Origin of the sequence: Metabacillus sp. 84 (assembly GCF_050107715.1) — a bacterium.
In the GTDB taxonomy this organism is placed as follows: domain Bacteria; phylum Bacillota; class Bacilli; order Bacillales; family Bacillaceae; genus Metabacillus_B.
The window spans coordinates 82,619-100,555 of record NZ_JBNILN010000004.1 but is presented as its reverse complement, the minus strand read 5'-3'; the positions used below and the strand labels follow the sequence as shown (position 1 = coordinate 100,555).

The window sequence follows — 17,937 nt, the reverse complement described above, 5'->3', positions numbered from 1 at the left end:
TGTCCGCCGCCTGCCCCCTTGACTCTGAGAAGCCTGGTCATAGATGAGCGGGAACAGATCAAATTAAAAAGAGGATAGGGCTTTAAATCGCAGGTAGTTACACCGCCCTTTTTCTGTCTGTCAGAGGATTTGGAAACAAAACAGATCAGATCCCGGGGAATCGGCTGAAACGGGCAGAATGACTGGCTTGACAAGTATTTTTTACAACTATACAATAAAGTTGTGTATTTTGTTTTATTTTTAGTATTTTTTAACAAAAGAACCTGATGATTTTGGCTAAAGCAGCTACTGCCGATTGCCTTTAGCTTACAACTAAAATCATCCTGAAAAAAACAAGTGCAGTATATTGAGACCCTATCACACAATGTACGTGCCGACACATTATTCTAGCAAGAAATGTTCATAGCAAGAGGAGGTGAGATAATGGACGCAACACTAATCATCTCCATTTTGCTTGGCCTAATCGTAGGTGTAGTTGTTGGCTATTTTGTTCGCAAATCGATTGCCGAAGCGAAAATTGCCGGTGCAAAAAGTGCCGCCGAGCAAATTCTTGAAGATGGAAGACGCGAGGCTGAAGCAGCTAAGAAAGAAGCGATGCTTGAAGCGAAGGATGAAATTCATAAGCTTCGCACGGATGCCGAACAAGAAATTCGTGATCGTCGAAACGAGCTACAAAAACAGGAAAACCGATTATTGCAAAAAGAGGAGAACCTTGACAGGAAAGATGATTCTCTCGACAAAAGAGAAGGAGTTCTTGACCGCAAGGAAAACTCTTTGGCTGAAAGACAACAACATATTGAAGAGATGGAAAGCAAAGTGGATGAGATGGTACGCAGGCAGCAAACAGAGCTTGAGCGTATCTCAGGCTTGACGAGAGATTCGGCAAGACAGATCATTCTGGATAAAGTGGAGAATGAGCTTTCCCATGATCTCGCTGTTCTGATCAAAGAAAGTGAGACTCGTGCAAAAGAAGAAGCAGACAAGCGTGCGAAAGAGATCCTGTCTCTTGCACTGCAGCGCTGTGCTGCAGATCACGTGGCGGAAACGACCGTTTCTGTTGTAAATCTTCCAAATGACGAGATGAAGGGACGTATAATCGGCCGTGAAGGCCGGAACATCCGCACCCTTGAAACTCTTACAGGAATCGATCTGATTATTGATGATACGCCTGAAGCGGTCATTCTTTCCGGATTTGATCCAATCCGCAGGGAGACAGCGAGAATTGCCCTGGACAAACTTGTTCAGGACGGCCGGATCCATCCAGCACGGATTGAAGAAATGGTTGAAAAATCACGTCGGGAAGTTGATGAGTATATCCGGGAAGTTGGTGAGCAGACCACATTTGAAGTGGGAGTTCATGGATTGCATCCGGATCTTATCAAGATCCTCGGCCGTTTGAAATTCAGGACGAGCTACGGTCAAAACGTTCTGAAGCATTCAATGGAAGTAGCTTACCTTTCAGGCCTGATGGCTGCTGAACTCGGCGAAGATGTTACCCTTGCTAAACGGGCTGGACTGCTTCACGATATCGGAAAGGCTATTGACCATGAAGTGGAAGGAAGCCACGTTGAAATTGGTGTGGAACTTGCAGGAAAATACAAGGAACACCCGGTTGTCATTAATAGCATCGCTTCCCATCACGGTGATCAGGAGGCGACCTCCATCATCGCTGTGATTGTTGCCGCTGCGGATGCTCTGTCGGCTGCCAGGCCGGGAGCACGGAGTGAAACCCTTGAAAACTATATCCGCAGGCTGGAAAAACTTGAAGAAATTTCTGAATCCTATGAGGGTGTCGAGAAGTCCTTCGCAATCCAGGCTGGCCGTGAGGTTCGGATTATGGTCAAACCAGACGCGATTGACGATCTTCAGGCACACCGGCTTGCCCGTGATATCCGAAAAAGGATTGAAGAGGAACTGGATTATCCAGGTCATATCAAAGTCACGGTCATCCGTGAAACGCGGGCAGTTGAATACGCAAAATAATTTTCAATCCCTCTAAAAACGGGAAGGAATGGAAAAAATAAAGCGGTGCTTAGCGCCGCTTTATTTTTTTTCTGCCTATTGGCCATGATAAAATAAACAGCTTAAATGGGGACTATATTCGGAAAGAAGCTTGTTTCCACATAAACAGTGGCACAGCATAGTAAGAATGGCTTGATGATTAAACGAAGGCTTATTGATGAGGCTTGATCTGGTATGATTGCATGTTATGCTTAAACAGCCTCATATAAAGCTTTAAAGAAAGGGTTTTTTAAATGAACATATTATTTATCGGAGATATTGTCGGTTCACCGGGAAGAGAGATGCTTAAAACCTATCTCCCCCGGCTAAAATCAAATTATATGCCGGATGCTGTTATTGTAAACGGGGAAAATGCAGCACACGGGAAAGGATTAACGGAGAAGAATTACCATGAATTGATGGAGGCCGGTGCCCAAGTCATCACAATGGGAAACCACACATGGGATAAAAGGGAAATCACAGACTACATAGATAAAACGCCTAATCTAATCAGACCGGCAAATTATCCTGAAGGAACCCCGGGAAATGGAATGTTTTTTCAGAAAATGGGTAATAAAGAAGTAGCCGTTATTAATTTGCAGGGGCGCACTTTTCTTCCGGCCATTGATTGCCCCTTCCGAAAAGCAGATGAGCTTGTCGAGCAGGCCCGGAAAAGAACCCCGTTCATCTTTGTAGATTTTCATGCAGAGGCCACGAGCGAAAAGCAGGCCATGGGCTGGTATCTGGATGGCAGGGTATCCGCTGTGGTAGGTACTCATACACATGTTCAAACAGCAGATGAACGGGTGCTTTCGAAAGGGACCGCATATATTTCGGATGCAGGAATGACCGGTCCTTATGATGGGATTCTAGGAACCTCACGGGAGCCGGTGATCAGGAGGTTTTTAACAAGCCTTCCAGTAAGGTTTGAGGTAGCAGAAGGGCGTACCCAGCTTAGCGGAGTTGTAGTCCGCCTTGACAATAAGACCGGAATGGCTCAATCCATAAAGAGAATCGCCATAAACGATGACCACCCCTATTTTGATTGAATTTTTAGAAAAAACGGCCGCAAAGGCAGGAATACCGCTGTGCGCTAGTGAATATATGTAGTAATGGAATGATTAGCCATTTTGTTCAACGTCAAGGGGATGCGTTTTGAACAATATCCAACAACGGTTGTTCCAATGATCACTCACGATCCTTGGTAATGAATAAGGGGGAAACAGTAATGGAAATATTAAAAGTTTCAGCAAAATCAAATCCTAATTCTGTAGCTGGAGCGCTTGCCGGGGTATTGAGGGAACGGGGAAACGCTGAAATCCAGGCCATCGGAGCAGGAGCGCTGAATCAGGCAGTAAAAGCCGTAGCTATTGCCAGAGGGTTTGTAGCACCAAGCGGAGTGGATTTAATTTGCATTCCAGCTTTTACAGATATTTTAATTGATGGGGAAGAAAGAACAGCCATTAAGCTGATTGTTGAACCCCGTTAAAATGATAAGTCAGAGGCTGACCAGCCAGGACTCCCGTAAATGCCGCAGCTTTGCGGCATGGATAGGGACATGCCTGTGTTAAGGTCAGCCTCTTATTTTAGCATCAGGAGGGACAGGTGATGAAGATTTTTGATGCTCACTGCGATATGCTCTTTAAACTATGGCAGGACAACGCACTTCAGCCATGGGACGGGGCGCTGCAAACAAATTTAGAGAAGCTTGCGAGCCATCATGCAAAAGTCCAGTGTCTGGCAATATTTGTACCGAATCATGTACCGGCGGACCAGCAGTTTCATGCAGTGCTCGCTCAGATTGAAATCGTACACAAGAAAATACTGTCTCTCCATCCCCAGTTCAGACTTGTAACGGAGAAACGTCATATTAACGAACTTAAAAAGGATGAAGTCGGGCTGATCCTCTCTCTTGAAGGCTGTGACAGCATTCAAAATGAGCTTGATAAAATCAGTGTTTTGCATGAAAAGGGAGTTCGGATCTATAACCTGACCTGGAATTTTGCAAACCTTTTTGCTGATGGTGCCCTTGAAATACGAAATGCCGGAATATCTCTTTTGGGAGAGAAGCTCATTGAACGGCTGAATGAAACAGGAAGCTGGATCGATGTTTCCCACTTAGGAGAAAAAAGCTTTTGGGGAGTTTTCGAAAAAGCCAAGCATGTGGCCGCTACCCATTCAAATGCATATGCGATCAGACCTCACCCAAGGAACTTAAGGGACAGCCAATTAAAAGCTTTAATTGAAAGGGATGCACCGATTGGTATAACATTCGTGCCCGATTTCATCAGCAGTGAGCCAAGCATTTCCAAACTGCTGCACCACCTGGAGCATATATGCTCGCTTGGGGGAGACCGTTGTACAGGCCTTGGATCTGATTTTGACGGCATTGAAGAAACGGTTCCCGGGCTTGAAGGCTATCATCAATATGACAATCTTTTAAATGAGATATTTAAACGCTATCCGGCAGATGTTGCGAATGGAATAGCTTTTCAGCATTTTGCTGACAGGATTCCGTTTTGAATTTTTTAAAAATTAAGAAAAAAGGGCTGTGTTTCGCAGGCTGACACGAAAAAAATTTGTACATATTTTAAAGCTGAAATAAAGGGGGCACATGTATGATTAAGCAGCTTTCATGGAAAGTAGGGGGACAGCAGGGTGAAGGGATTGAGTCGACGGGTGAGGTATTTTCCATTGCCTTAAACCGGCTGGGCTATTATTTATACGGATACAGACATTTTTCTTCGAGAATTAAAGGAGGGCATACCAATAACAAAATCAGGGTAAGCACGTCACAAATTCGCACCATATCCGATGATCTGGACATTTTAGTCGCATTTGACCAGGAAACGATCGATGTGAACTCAAGCGAATTGAGGGCTGGAGGAATTGTTTTAGCTGATTCAAGGTTTAGTCCTGTCCTATCCAATGCGGAAGGCGTGACCCTGTTCTCCATCCCCTTCACCGAAATTGCTTCAGACCTCGGAACATCCCTCATGAAAAACATGGTGGCGATTGGAGCGACAAGCGCAATTCTCAATCTGAAGCCGGAGGATTTCTTTGAAGTTGTAAATGAAACTTACGGCAGAAAAGGACAGAAGGTAGTTGAAATGAATATGGATGCCATTGAAAAGGGAGCATCCTATTTGATACAGGAGCTGCGCTACTGCAGGAGTGATCTGTTCCTTGAGAGAGCGGATCGCAAAAAACGGATGTTCATGATCGGGAATGATGCGATTGCTCTTGGTGCACTGGCAGGAGGAGCGCGGTTTATGGCTGCTTATCCTATAACCCCTGCATCTGAAATTATGGAATATTTAATCAAAAAGCTGCCTTCATTCGGAGGGGCTGTTATTCAAACGGAAGATGAAATCGCAGCCTGTACGATGGCAATCGGAGCAAATTATGCGGGGACGAGGACCTTTACTGCATCGGCTGGCCCGGGTTTGTCACTGATGATGGAGGCAATCGGTTTATCAGGCATTACGGAAACACCGCTTGTTGTTGTAGACACTCAAAGGGGCGGCCCTAGTACCGGGCTGCCCACGAAGCAGGAGCAGTCAGATTTAATGGCGATGATTTACGGTACACATGGTGAAATCCCTAAGATTGTTATGGCGCCGAGCACAGTACAGGAGGCATTCTACGATACGGTAGAAGCGTTTAATCTCGCAGAGGAGTATCAATGCCCGGTTATTATCTTATCCGATTTGCAGCTGTCTCTTGGCAAGCAGTCGGTGGAGCCGCTTGACTATAAAAAAATTCAGATTAGGAGAGGGGCCCTCGCAGATGACGCAAGCATTCCGGATCGTGAGGGAAAAGAATATTTTAAACGGTATGAAGTTACAGAATCAGGCATTTCCCCGAGGGTGCTGCCGGGAATGAAAAAAGGCATCCATCATGTAACCGGGGTGGAACATGAGGAAACAGGGAAGCCGTCAGAGGTGGCATCCAACCGAAAAAATCAAATGGATAAGCGGTTAAGAAAAATGGATGGACTGCTGTTTCCTGAGCCTATCCATAAATCAGTCAAGCATACGGAGGCTGACTTGCTTCTCATCGGATTCAATTCCACGCGAGGCGTCATTGAAGAAGTGATGGAAAGACTTGAAGAACACGGGGTCAAGGTCAACCATGCCCATATCCGGCTGATTCATCCATTTCCAGCTGCAGAGCTTCGTTCCCTTACTGAATCTGCCGGAAAAATTGCGGTTGTTGAAAACAATGCCACTGGTCAGCTCGCGAACATTATTAAAATGAACATCGGCTGTTCCGATAAAATTCAGTCGATTTTAAAATATGATGGAAATCCCTTTTTGCCTAATGAAGTATTTACAAAATGCAAGGAGCTGATCTGATGGCTACATTTAAAGATTTCAGAAATGATGTGAAGCCGAACTGGTGCCCTGGCTGCGGAGACTTTTCTGTCCAGGCTGCGATTCAGAGAGCCGCTGCAAATGCAGGCCTTGAGCCCGATCAGATGGCGGTCGTTTCAGGAATTGGCTGTTCGGGAAGAATATCCGGCTACATCCAATCCTATGGTTTTCATGGCATTCACGGAAGATCATTGCCGATCGCACAGGGAGTCAAGATGGCGAACCGGGAACTGACAGTCATCGCTTCAGGAGGAGACGGGGATGGATTTGCCATCGGAATGGGGCACACGATCCATGCCATTAGAAGAAACATTGACATTACGTATATTGTAATGGATAACCAGATCTATGGACTGACGAAAGGTCAAACGTCACCCAGAAGCGATTCGGGCTTTGTGACAAAAAGCACTCCAAAGGGTTCTGTAGAATCATCCTTATCAGTCATTGAAATGGCCCTGACAGCAGGAGCATCCTTTGTTGCCCAAAGTTTCTCAACCGACTTGAAGGATTTAACCTCTTTGATTGAACAGGGAATCCGTCATAGCGGCTTTTCTTTTATCAACGTTTTCAGTCCTTGCGTAACGTACAACAAAGTGAATACGTACGACTGGTTTAAAGAAAACCTGACGAAGCTCAGTTCATTGGAAGACTACGACTCTTCAAGCCGAGGGGAAGCCATGCAGACTGTGATGAAATATAACGGTCTCGTAACAGGCTTGATTTATCAGGATAAGACGCGCCCTTCCTATCAGCATTTGATTCAGGGCTACAGCAATCAGCCCTTGTCAAAAGCAAAGCTTGAGATAACAGAGGAGCAGTTCGGGCAATTAACAGAGGAGTTCATGTAATCGGCATCTATAAGTAGATGCTCTTTTTTTTGGGGAGAGGGCCGTAATTAAGCTTCGGCTAGGTTAAGATGTGGCGATGAATTCATTAGACGGTGTCTGTTTTAAAGGAAGGAACAGTCCGTGCAGGAAATTCAACTTAAAGGGTCTGCCCTGCCATTCCAATCCGGAGGATATGGAAAATAAATTTCTCTGTTTTTTCACCAGGTGCTCAAGTGTCTTTTCTGAGAGGACAGCCGCCTTTACTCGAATTAGGGGTAATGATAGAATCACTCTAGATGCATAGTTTTTTGGACAGGGGAGTGTTCATCATGAACGGAAAAATGAAAGCGGTTGTAAAACATCACGAAGGATATGGCGCTCAGCTCCAGGAAGTAGATATTCCTCAAATTAAAGAAGATGAGGTGCTAATTAAGGTTAAAGCGACATCTATTTGCGGAACGGATGTACACATCTATACTTGGGATCAGTGGTCACAAAGCCGGGTAAAGCCTCCCTACGTGTTTGGGCACGAATTTTCCGGAGAAGTTGCAGAAGTCGGTAGCAAGGTAACGAGTGTAGCTCCTGGTGACCATGTTTCAGCTGAAACCCACTTAGTCTGCGGGCAATGTCCGCAATGTCTGACAGGAAATGCCCATATTTGCAAAGACACGAAAATCATCGGAGTAGATACGAATGGGTGCTTTGCAGAATACGTTGCACTGCCTGCCTCTAATCTTTGGAAAAATCCGAAAGACCTTCCATGGGACGTGGCGTCGATTCAAGAACCGATGGGCAATGCGGTGCACACCGTACTGGCCGGAGACGTGGCCGGAAAATCCGTGGCGGTTATCGGATGCGGACCTATAGGAATAATGGCCGTGGGTGTGGCAAAAGCGGCAGGAGCTTCCCAGGTTATCGCTCTGGATTTGAACAGCTATCGACTGGAGCTCGCCAAAGCGATGGGGGCGACAATCACCATTCATTCAGGAGAAACCAATCCGCTAGAAAAAATCAAGGACGCAACGGATGGCAACGGAGTGGATGTGGTTTGCGAGATGTCCGGTCATCCGGTCGCTATGGATCAAGGATTTAAAATGGTTACAAATGGAGGGCGCGTGTCTATTTTAAGCCTGCCGGTACAGCCTGTTCAGATTGATGTAACAAATGATATCGTATTTAAGGGAATCACCGTACAGGGGATTACAGGCCGCAAAATGTATGAAACGTGGCAGCAGGTTTCAAGTCTTCTCAAATCAGGCCAGGTGAATGTAGAGCGACTGATCACGCATCATTTAAAGCTTGAAGAATTTGAAAGAGGATTTGATTTGATGATACAGGGAAAATGCGGAAAAGTAGTTTTGCATCCTTACTAACTTTCAGGAGGGGTATAAATGAGAGGATTTGAATATTTACAGGCAGAACTGGATGAAATGAAAAAGCAGGGAACGTTCCGAAAGCTTGTTCCTCTGGAATCCGAACAGGGATCAAAAGTTATCATCAATGGCAAAGAGGTTATTCAGCTTTCATCTAATAACTACTTGGGTCTTACTTCACATCCGCGGCTTCGTAGAGCTGCTGTGGACGCTGCACAAAAATACGGAGCAGGAACGGGTTCTGTCCGAACCATAGCCGGAACATTTTCTATGCATGAAGAGCTTGAGCAGAAGCTGGCTGCATTTAAGCATACGGAAGCGGCCCTTGTTTTTCAATCCGGATTCACGACGAATCAGGGCGTGCTTTCTTCCATTTTAACGCAGGAGGATGTCGTTATTTCAGATTCTCTGAATCACGCTTCCATCATTGATGGGATCCGTTTGACGAAGGCGGCAAGAAAAGTGTATAAGCATGTAGATATGGACGATCTGGAGCGTGCATTGAAAGAGTCAGCGGAGTACCGGGTCCGCCTCATTGTAACGGACGGTGTTTTTTCGATGGACGGAAACATCGCGCCGCTGCCGGAGATCGTGGAGCTTGCTGAAAAATACGATGCTCTGATTATGGTGGATGACGCACATGCTTCCGGTGTCCTTGGAGAAAATGGCAGGGGAAGCGTAAACCATTTTAGTCTCGATGGGCGTGTTCATATCCAGGTCGGAACTTTGAGCAAAGCAATTGGTGTGCTCGGAGGGTATGTAGCAAGCACAAAAACACTGATTGATTACCTGATTCATAAAGGCCGTCCTTTCTTGTTCAGCACCTCCCACCCCCCTGCAGTAACGGCTGCCTGCATGGAAGCAATAGATGTCCTGCTGGAAGAACCGGAACTGATTGAGAAGCTGTGGGATAACGCAAAGTTTTTTAAAGAAGGACTGGAGAAGTTAGGATTTGATACCGGCAAGAGTGAAACACCTGTAACACCGGTCATTGTTGGAGACGAAGCGAGGTGCCATCAATTTTCAGACAAGCTGCTGGAATATGGTGTGTTTGCCCAGGGCATTGCCTTCCCGACCGTTTCAAAAGGACAGGCCCGTGTCCGTACGATCGTAACAGCCCAGCATTCCCGTCAGGAACTCCAGGAAGCATTGGATCTTTTCGAAAAAGCAGGCAAGGAATTATCCATCATCTAAGCATCAGACATTGTCTGCCTGTTAAACGTGCAAAGTACGAAAAAGTGAACGGTAACCTGCAAATGCTGTTCAAAGAGAGGGCCGGACCCTCTCTTTTTTTGCGTGAAATCAAGCGGCATCTATTGTATGCCGCTCTAATAAAAGTTATACTATAAAATTGAAAACTTCTTTTATATAATCATCAGCTTAAGCTGATAAAAGAGATAAGCGGTATTTGAAAGGAGCGCTCTCCATGAACGAAAAACAGCGCAGCGAAAACAATCAGGTTCAGCCTGAATCGAAAAAAACTGAGAAAGATTACAGCAAATATTTTCAGGCTGTCTACATGCCGCCTTCTTTAAAAGATGCAAAAAAACGCGGCAAGGAAGACATTCAATATAAAAACGATTTCTCCATCTCAGAAGAGTTCCGGGGACTTGGAAACGGAAAGAAGTTTTACATTCGCACCTATGGCTGCCAAATGAACGAACACGATACTGAGGTGATGGCAGGGATCTTTACCGCCCTTGGCTTTGAAGCGACCGATACAACAGAAGATGCTGATGTCATCCTGTTAAACACGTGTGCGATCCGAGAAAATGCAGAAAATAAAGTATTTGGCGAAATCGGCCATCTTAAGCCTTTAAAACTTGAGAAGCCAGGCCTTCTTGTGGGGGTTTGCGGATGCATGTCCCAGGAAGAATCAGTCGTCAATAAAATTATGCAAAAACATCCCCATATTGATATGATTTTCGGTACACACAACATTCATCGCCTGCCTCATATCCTGAAGGATGCATACATGTCCAAGGAAATGGTGATTGAGGTTTGGTCTAAGGAAGGCGATGTCATTGAGAACCTTCCCAGAGTCCGAAAGGGAACGACTAAAGGCTGGGTGAACATCATGTACGGCTGTGATAAATTCTGTACGTACTGCATCGTTCCCTATACACGGGGTAAAGAGCGAAGCAGGCGTCCTGATGAAATCATTCAGGAGGTTCGCAAGCTTGCGGCACAGGGCTATCAGGAGATTACATTGCTCGGACAAAACGTAAATGCATACGGCAAAGATTTCAGCGATCTGGAATACGGCTTGGGGGATTTAATGGATGAACTCCGCAAAATCGATATTCCCCGTATCCGTTTCACAACCAGCCATCCGCGCGACTTTGATGATCATCTGATAGAGGTGCTGGCTAAAGGCGGCAATCTTCTGGACCATATCCACCTTCCAGTGCAATCCGGAAGCTCCGAGGTACTAAAGCTGATGGCGAGAAAATACTCACGAGAGCATTATTTGGAACTTGTGAAAAAAATCAGAACGGCGATGCCGAATGCTACCTTGACAACCGATATTATTGTTGGTTTTCCTAATGAAACTGAAGAACAGTTTGAAGAGACACTGTCTTTATACAGAGAAGTAGAATATGATAGTGCTTACACGTTCATCTATTCACCAAGAGAAGGCACGCCTGCAGCCAAGATGCAGGATAACGTGCCGATGAGAGTCAAAAAAGAGCGCCTTCAGCGTCTCAACAAGCTTGTTAATGAAACTTCTGCTAAAAAAATGAAGGAATACGAGGGCAAGGTTGTCGAAGTATTAGTTGAAGGCGAGAGCAAAAACAACCCGGATGTTCTGGCCGGCTATACAGAAAAAAGCAAACTCGTAAACTTCAGGGGACCGAAGGAAGCAATCGGCAGCATTGTAAAAGTAAAAGTCACGAAAGCCAAAACCTGGTCACTGGACGGGGAGATGGCAGAAGAAGCGATAGAGGTGAAGTAAATGACTCGGTATTCAAAAGATGATATTGTTGCGCGGTCGCGCGAGCTTGCTCAAATGATCTCCGAAACAGAGGAAGTGGATTTCTTTAAAAGAGCAGAGGCTCAGCTTAATGGGAATGAAAAAGTGCGCAGCATGATCGCAAGCATCAAAAGCCTCCAAAAGCAAGCTGTCAACTTTCAGCATTACGGCAAAACAGAAGCCCTTAAACAAGTGGAAGAAAAAATCGACCGCATCCAGGAAGAACTGGACCAGCTTCCAATCATCCAGGAGTTCCAGGACTCGCAGCTGGAAGTCAACGACCTTCTCCAGCTTGTTGCCAATACCATTTCAAACCAAGTTACAGACCGTATTATTGAAACGACCGGCGGCGATCTGCTTTCAGGAGAAACCGGTTCTAAAATGAAGAACAGCCCAGGAAGCTGCTGAGCGCATGACTGAATAAAAAGAGAGAAGCTGACATTTAAAGGACCTCAAATCCTTTTCATGTCAGCTTTTCTTTATGCTGATTCCTGTTCCAGAACGCAGCGGGACGCAGTTCCATTAGCAGAACATCCATAAGCCGCCTCCTAAGTAGTGCATACTCAATGCTCCTCTTTTTATTTAATCTCGCTATCCAGCTCCGGGCGCCAGCCGTTCGGACGCTTCGCTCCTTCGGTCGAGGGCCCGCAGGACGCGGGTCCGTTCTGCGTTGCGGCAGGACGCCGCGCCCTTAGCAGAACATCCATAAGCCGCCTCCTAGGTGGTGCATACTCGATGCTCCTCTTTTTACTTAATCTCGCTATCCAGCTCCGGGCGCTAGCCGTTCGGACGCTTCGCTCCTTCGGTCGAGGCAAAGAGCGCCTCTCCGTCAGGAGCCCCACCGTCTCTCACGGCTGATCAAGCGCCCTCATAAGTAGTGCATACTCAATGCTCTTTTTTGGACTAAGTTTCATTACCCAGCTCCGGCGGCTAGCCCCTCGAGGTCATAAGCTGTTCAGCCCGGGGAAGGAAAGGGCACCTTCCCCGGTCTGCCCATCTTATGCTTGTCGGGGCTGAGCAAGCCGCCTCCGCTTTAAAAAGTAGGCACATTTTTTTGGGCTCATGCATACATATGAAATAGGAACGTCATGGACTAAGTAGACCGTGTCTGCGGGTTCGTGTAAATAAAGAACTATCAATATTAGCCCAGCATACAATGGAATGAATATTGATTGAGGAGGGTATGCTTGAATGTCTGAATACAGAGAAATTATTACGAAAGCGGTTGTAGCGAAAGGACGCAAGTTCACTCAATGCACGCACACGATCTCCCCGTCTCAAAGACCTACCAGTATTTTAGGCGGCTGGATTATCAACCATAAATATGAACCCCATAAAGTTGGTAAAACAGTCGAGGTGGAAGGAACTTATGACATTAATGTCTGGTATTCGTATGATCATAATACGAAAACAGAGGTTGTTACAGAACGGGTTAAGTACGTAGACATTGTAAAACTTAAGTACAGAGACAATCATTTCCTCGACGATGAGCATGAGGTTTGTGCAAAAGTACTCCAGCAGCCGAATTGCCTTGAAGTGACGATTTCTCCAAACGGCAATAAAATTATCGTTCAGGCAGAGCGAGAGGTGCTGGCTGAAGTGATCGGCGAAACAAAAGTATGTGTTGTCGTTCATCCTGATGGCTGCGAGGATGAAGAGTGGGAAGAGGATTTGGAAGATGAGTTCGATGATCTAGATACAGAGTTTTTAGCTGGGGAAGCCGAAGAATGATGAACCGGGAAGAAGTCCTTCCTGGTTTTTTTGTGCTTCATTGGACAATCTCTGCGGTGTAGTTCCGGGTGTAAAGGGAAACGAAACATATGTTATAATTAAGGTTGTTTTTGATTAGGATAGGCAATGGGGGATAAACATGGCTACATATACGCCGATGATGCAGCAGTATTTAACAGTAAAGGCAGATTACGAGGATGCCTTTTTGTTTTTTAGATTAGGTGATTTTTATGAAATGTTTTTTGAAGATGCAATCCGCGCATCTCAAGAACTGGAAATAACATTAACAAGCCGGGACGGCGGAAGCAGTGAAAGAATACCGATGTGCGGGGTCCCTTATCATTCTGCAGCGGGCTACATAGAACAGCTTGTAGGCAAAGGCTACAAAGTGGCGATCTGTGAGCAGACGGAGGATCCAAAGCAGGCGAAAGGTGTAGTGAAGAGAGAAGTTGTCCAGCTTATTACACCGGGGACCGTCATGGATGGAAAAGGCGTCTCAGAAAAAGAGAATAATTTTCTAGTCAGTGTGACTGAGCTTCAGGATGGGTTCGGATTTGCGGTTTCTGACCTCACTACCGGTGAAAACAGTGTGACAAGAGCATCCCGCTTCGATGAAGTCTTAAATGAACTTTATTCAATGGGAGCTAAAGAAGCTGTAGTTGGAGGCACCTTGCCGGAAAACTTGATCAAATCCATGAAAGACCGGTGCGGAGTCGCAGTTTCTATAGAAGCAAATGATGAGGCCGGCCAAATTCCGGACAATCTGCTGGAATCCATTCATGATAGTGAGTTAAAGAGGTCGTTTGCAAGACTCTACCTTTACTTAATCCGGACACAGAAAAGGAGTCTGGACCACCTTCAGCCTGTGCGGCACTATGAATTAAACCAGTTTCTGAAGATGGATTTGTATTCTAAGCGAAACCTTGAATTAACCGAAACGATCCGCGGAAGCGGCAGAAAAGGCTCGCTGCTCTGGCTCCTTGACGAGACTAAGACAGCAATGGGCGGGAGACTTTTAAAGCAATGGATTGACCGGCCGCTGATCCATCAGGAGAAAATTGAGCAGCGGCATGAAATGGTCCAGGTTCTGATTGATAAATTTTTCGAACGGGAAGAGATTCGCGAAAAGCTGAAAGAGGTATACGATCTTGAGCGGCTTGCCGGAAGGGTGGCATTCGGGAATGTTAACGCAAGAGATTTAATTCAGCTTAAAAAATCTCTGGAGCAGGTGCCGGTCCTTACAGATTTGGTTCACTCTCTTGATCATCCCTATTCCAGCAAGCTTGCGCAAACAATTGACCCGTGCAGTGAACTAAAGGATTTGCTGGAACAGGCACTTGTTGAACAGCCTCCGATTTCCGTAAAAGAAGGGAATATGATAAAAGAGGGGTTCAGCATTCAGCTTGACGAATACAGGGATGCCAGCAAAAACGGCAAAACGTGGATCGCAGAACTGGAAGCAAGTGAAAGACAGAGAACAGGGATCCGCTCTTTAAAGGTTGGGTTTAACCGAGTTTTTGGCTACTATATTGAGATTACGAGAGCGAACCTTCACCTGCTGCCTGAGGGCCTTTATGAGCGGAAACAAACGCTGACTAACGCAGAGCGGTTTATTACCCCTGCCTTAAAAGAAAAAGAGGCTTTGATTCTAGAAGCTGAAGAAAACATGGCGGAACTGGAATACCAGCTTTTCAATGATCTCCGCGGACAGGTCCGGATGTATATTCCGAGACTGCAGTCGCTTGCCAAGTGCATAAGCGAACTGGACGTTCTTCAATGCTTTGCATCTGTGAGTGAGAAACGAAGATACGCAAGACCGGTTTTTTCAAGCGGTGAGCTTGATATAACAGAAGGGCGCCACCCGGTAGTAGAAAAAGTTCTCCAGGCCCAGGAATATGTACCGAATGATTGCAGGATGGGAAGCGGAAGAAGCATGCTTTTAATCACCGGACCGAATATGTCCGGAAAAAGCACCTATATGAGGCAGGTAGCCTTAACGGCCATCCTCGGACAAATAGGGTGTTTTGTTCCGGCAGAAAAAGCGGTTCTTCCTGTTTTTGATCAGATTTTTACCAGGATTGGGGCAGCGGATGATTTGATATCCGGCCAAAGCACTTTTATGGTGGAAATGATGGAAGCGCGAAATGCCATCGTCCACGCGACAGAAAACAGCCTGATTCTGTTTGATGAAATCGGCCGCGGAACATCCACATATGACGGAATGGCTCTGGCTCAGGCGATGATTGAATACATTCATCATCACATCGGTGCTAAGACCCTTTTCTCCACCCATTATCATGAGCTTACGGTTCTTGATCAGCCTTTGAAGTCTCTGGCGAATGTTCATGTGCGGGCAATTGAACAGAATGGCAAGGTTGTGTTTCTTCATAAAATATCAGAAGGCGCAGCCGACCGGAGCTATGGGATTCATGTAGCAGAACTCGCTGAGCTTCCGCCTGTTCTGATTAAAAGAGCCCAGGCAATTTTGGAGGAGCTGGAAAATCAGCCGAAAGCCAATGTGCTGGAGCAGAAAACGAAAGAAACATCAGCTGCATCGGAAGAAGAAGCACAGCTGTCGTTTTTTGCGCAGGACAAGCCTGCTAAAAAGAACAAGAAAGAACCCGCAGCCGACCGATTGCTCAAAGAAGAGCTATTGAATTTGAATCTTCTTGAGATGACCCCTCTTGAAGCAATGAATAAGCTGTTTGAGCTTCAAAAAAGTGCACGATAGAGAAGAAAGGGATGGATTTATATGGGCAAGATCGTTTTGCTGGATGATCAGCTCAGCAATAAAATTGCCGCAGGGGAGGTTGTTGAACGCCCTGCCTCCGTTGTCAAAGAGCTTGTGGAAAATGCGATAGATGCGAACAGCTCCGTCATCGAAATTGAACTGGAGGAAGCCGGGATTGGCCGCATCCGCATTATTGATAACGGAGATGGAATCGAACCGGAGGATTGTCTGAATGCCTTTCACAGACACGCTACGAGTAAAATTAAAGATGAAAATGATTTGTTTCGAATCCGCTCCCTTGGCTTTAGAGGGGAAGCCCTGCCAAGCATTGCCTCCGTTTCTCATGTGGAAATGAAAACAAGCAATGGAACGGATGCAGGCACATACGTTAAGCTGACCGGGGGTGCGGTTGATACCCAAGAAGCCGCTTCAAGCAGGAAAGGAACGGACATAACCGTGTCCAATTTGTTTTTTAATACCCCTGCAAGGCTTAAATACATGAAAACCGTTCATACAGAGCTCGGCAACATTACAGACACGGTCAACCGGCTGGCAATGGCCAATGCTTCGGTATCCTTTAAGCTCATCCATAACGGCAAGACGATTCTGCATACAAATGGAAACGGGGATGTCAGACAAGTTATCTCTTCCATCTACGGATTATCCATAGCAAAAAAAATGGTTCCGGTTTCGCTGCAGTCTCTCGATTTCCAAGTGACTGGATACCTGGCTTTGCCGGAAATTACCCGGGCCTCCAGAAATTATATTTCCACGATGATCAACGGGCGGTACATTAAGAATTATGCTATTGCTAAAGCGATCATGGAAGGGTATCATACCCTGCTTCCAATTGGCCGCTTCCCGATTGCGGTTCTAGACATCACCATGGATCCCCTGCTCGTTGATGTAAATGTTCATCCTTCTAAAATGGAGGTAAGGCTTAGCAAGGAAGCGGAACTTTATGAGCTTATTTCTGAAGGTGTAAAAGACACCTTCCGCAAAAAAACGCTCATTCCCAATTCGGGCCTCCACCAACCAAAAAAGGCCATGCCTAAAGATGAACAGCAGTCCATGCTGTTCGAAGACCGCCAGGAAAAACAGGAACGTCCTTCTTATACTGCTTCTCATGAGAAGGCGGAAGAGATCAAGCTGGATGAGTTAATAGAAAAGAGTGAGCACACCGAAGCACCGCCGCAGGAACAGGAAAATTTTGTGAAAGAAAGGCCGGCTGAGCTTCCCCGTGATCAGGAGGAGACGGAATTGGGCAATCCGTATTTAAGGAAAGAGCCGAGGATTCCTCCTATGTATCCGATCGGACAGATGCACGGCACCTATATACTCGCCCAAAATGATACTGGTTTGTATATGATTGATCAGCATGCTGCCCAGGAGCGCATTAAATACGAATTTTTTCGTGAAAAAGTAGGAAGGCTGGAAAAAGAAGTACAGGAAATGCTTGTCCCCATTACCCTTCATTATTCTCATGATGAAGCCGTAAAAGTGAGTGAGTATTTAGAATCACTCGCAGAGGTCGGGGTCTTTTTGGAGCCTTTTGGAGGAAGCAGCTTCATTGTTCGCTCCCACCCCCAGTGGTTCCCGCCCGGCCGGGAGCAGTTTGTTATAGAAGAAATGATTCAGCAAGTGCTTGAACTTAGAAAACCGGATGTAAAAAAGCTGAGAGAGGAAGCGGCCATTCTCATGAGCTGCAAGGCATCCATTAAAGCGAACCGGTATTTAAGAGCGGATGAAATCACAGCGCTGCTTGAAGAGCTTCGAAGAGCGGAAGATCCGTTTACATGTCCGCATGGACGTCCGGTCATCATACAATTTACGACCTATGAGATGGAGAAAATGTTTAAAAGAATCATGTAGGGAACCGTCACCATCCCTTATCCTTCTGTGTAGTCTGCAGTATAGGAGGATA

13 protein-coding genes are annotated in these 17,937 nt (G+C 46.0%); all 13 read left to right on the top strand.

Features of this window, described 5'->3' with window-relative positions; translation table 11 throughout:
• The first annotated feature begins 423 nt into the window (after window positions 1-423).
• Window positions 424-1,983 (top strand): ribonuclease Y, encoded by a 1,560-nt coding sequence (gene rny / locus ACQCV8_RS09480; protein ID WP_426844371.1) that lies wholly within the window; start codon window positions 424-426, stop codon window positions 1,981-1,983.
• 272 nt (window positions 1,984-2,255) lie between these two features.
• A complete protein-coding gene (locus ACQCV8_RS09475) occupies window positions 2,256-3,050 on the top strand; it encodes a TIGR00282 family metallophosphoesterase (RefSeq protein ID WP_426844370.1) in 795 nt (264 codons plus the stop codon).
• Window positions 3,051-3,229: 179 nt separating this feature from the next.
• Window positions 3,230-3,490 carry a stage V sporulation protein SpoVS gene (gene spoVS / locus ACQCV8_RS09470; protein ID WP_009330666.1) on the top strand — a complete coding sequence of 87 codons (261 nt, stop codon included), beginning with the start codon at window positions 3,230-3,232 and terminating at the stop codon, window positions 3,488-3,490.
• A gap of 119 nt (window positions 3,491-3,609) precedes the next feature.
• On the top strand, window positions 3,610-4,524 hold the full coding sequence (locus ACQCV8_RS09465; RefSeq protein ID WP_426844369.1) for a dipeptidase: 915 nt from the start codon (window positions 3,610-3,612) through the stop codon (window positions 4,522-4,524).
• Window positions 4,525-4,619: 95 nt separating this feature from the next.
• A complete protein-coding gene (locus ACQCV8_RS09460; RefSeq protein WP_426844368.1) occupies window positions 4,620-6,359 on the top strand; it encodes a 2-oxoacid:acceptor oxidoreductase subunit alpha in 1,740 nt (579 codons plus the stop codon).
• A complete protein-coding gene (locus ACQCV8_RS09455) occupies window positions 6,359-7,225 on the top strand; it encodes a 2-oxoacid:ferredoxin oxidoreductase subunit beta (RefSeq protein WP_426844367.1) in 867 nt (288 codons plus the stop codon). Before ACQCV8_RS09460 ends, ACQCV8_RS09455 begins: the two co-directional genes overlap by 1 nt.
• A gap of 308 nt (window positions 7,226-7,533) precedes the next feature.
• Window positions 7,534-8,577: an L-threonine 3-dehydrogenase gene (tdh, locus tag ACQCV8_RS09450; protein WP_426844366.1), complete on the top strand. Its 1,044-nt coding sequence runs from the start codon at window positions 7,534-7,536 to the stop codon at window positions 8,575-8,577.
• A gap of 18 nt (window positions 8,578-8,595) precedes the next feature.
• Window positions 8,596-9,771 carry a glycine C-acetyltransferase gene (locus tag ACQCV8_RS09445; RefSeq protein WP_426844365.1) on the top strand — a complete coding sequence of 392 codons (1,176 nt, stop codon included), beginning with the start codon at window positions 8,596-8,598 and terminating at the stop codon, window positions 9,769-9,771.
• A gap of 232 nt (window positions 9,772-10,003) precedes the next feature.
• On the top strand, window positions 10,004-11,533 hold the full coding sequence (gene miaB / locus ACQCV8_RS09440) for a tRNA (N6-isopentenyl adenosine(37)-C2)-methylthiotransferase MiaB (RefSeq protein WP_426844364.1): 1,530 nt from the start codon (window positions 10,004-10,006) through the stop codon (window positions 11,531-11,533).
• Window positions 11,534-11,959: a RicAFT regulatory complex protein RicA family protein gene (locus ACQCV8_RS09435; RefSeq protein WP_426844363.1), complete on the top strand. Its 426-nt coding sequence runs from the start codon at window positions 11,534-11,536 to the stop codon at window positions 11,957-11,959.
• A gap of 783 nt (window positions 11,960-12,742) precedes the next feature.
• Entirely contained in the window at window positions 12,743-13,282 is a 540-nt protein-coding gene (locus ACQCV8_RS09430) for an outer spore coat protein CotE (protein WP_426844362.1), read from the top strand.
• A 139-nt stretch (window positions 13,283-13,421) separates the two neighbouring features.
• Complete coding sequence (mutS, locus tag ACQCV8_RS09425; protein WP_426844361.1) at window positions 13,422-16,013, top strand: DNA mismatch repair protein MutS; 2,592 nt, start codon at window positions 13,422-13,424, stop codon at window positions 16,011-16,013.
• A gap of 21 nt (window positions 16,014-16,034) precedes the next feature.
• Complete coding sequence (gene mutL, locus ACQCV8_RS09420) at window positions 16,035-17,885, top strand: DNA mismatch repair endonuclease MutL (protein WP_426844359.1); 1,851 nt, start codon at window positions 16,035-16,037, stop codon at window positions 17,883-17,885.
• Window positions 17,886-17,937 lie beyond the last annotated feature (52 nt).

Coding starts and splice junctions, on each gene's coding strand:
- rny (WP_426844371.1), top strand. CDS start 424: ATGGACGCAACACTAATCATCTCCATTTTGCTTGGCCTAATCGTAGGT.
- ACQCV8_RS09475 (WP_426844370.1), top strand. CDS start 2,256: ATGAACATATTATTTATCGGAGATATTGTCGGTTCACCGGGAAGAGAG.
- spoVS (WP_009330666.1), top strand. CDS start 3,230: ATGGAAATATTAAAAGTTTCAGCAAAATCAAATCCTAATTCTGTAGCT.
- ACQCV8_RS09465 (WP_426844369.1), top strand. CDS start 3,610: ATGAAGATTTTTGATGCTCACTGCGATATGCTCTTTAAACTATGGCAG.
- ACQCV8_RS09460 (WP_426844368.1), top strand. CDS start 4,620: ATGATTAAGCAGCTTTCATGGAAAGTAGGGGGACAGCAGGGTGAAGGG.
- ACQCV8_RS09455 (WP_426844367.1), top strand. CDS start 6,359: ATGGCTACATTTAAAGATTTCAGAAATGATGTGAAGCCGAACTGGTGC.
- tdh (WP_426844366.1), top strand. CDS start 7,534: ATGAACGGAAAAATGAAAGCGGTTGTAAAACATCACGAAGGATATGGC.
- ACQCV8_RS09445 (WP_426844365.1), top strand. CDS start 8,596: ATGAGAGGATTTGAATATTTACAGGCAGAACTGGATGAAATGAAAAAG.
- miaB (WP_426844364.1), top strand. CDS start 10,004: ATGAACGAAAAACAGCGCAGCGAAAACAATCAGGTTCAGCCTGAATCG.
- ACQCV8_RS09435 (WP_426844363.1), top strand. CDS start 11,534: ATGACTCGGTATTCAAAAGATGATATTGTTGCGCGGTCGCGCGAGCTT.
- ACQCV8_RS09430 (WP_426844362.1), top strand. CDS start 12,743: ATGTCTGAATACAGAGAAATTATTACGAAAGCGGTTGTAGCGAAAGGA.
- mutS (WP_426844361.1), top strand. CDS start 13,422: ATGGCTACATATACGCCGATGATGCAGCAGTATTTAACAGTAAAGGCA.
- mutL (WP_426844359.1), top strand. CDS start 16,035: ATGGGCAAGATCGTTTTGCTGGATGATCAGCTCAGCAATAAAATTGCC.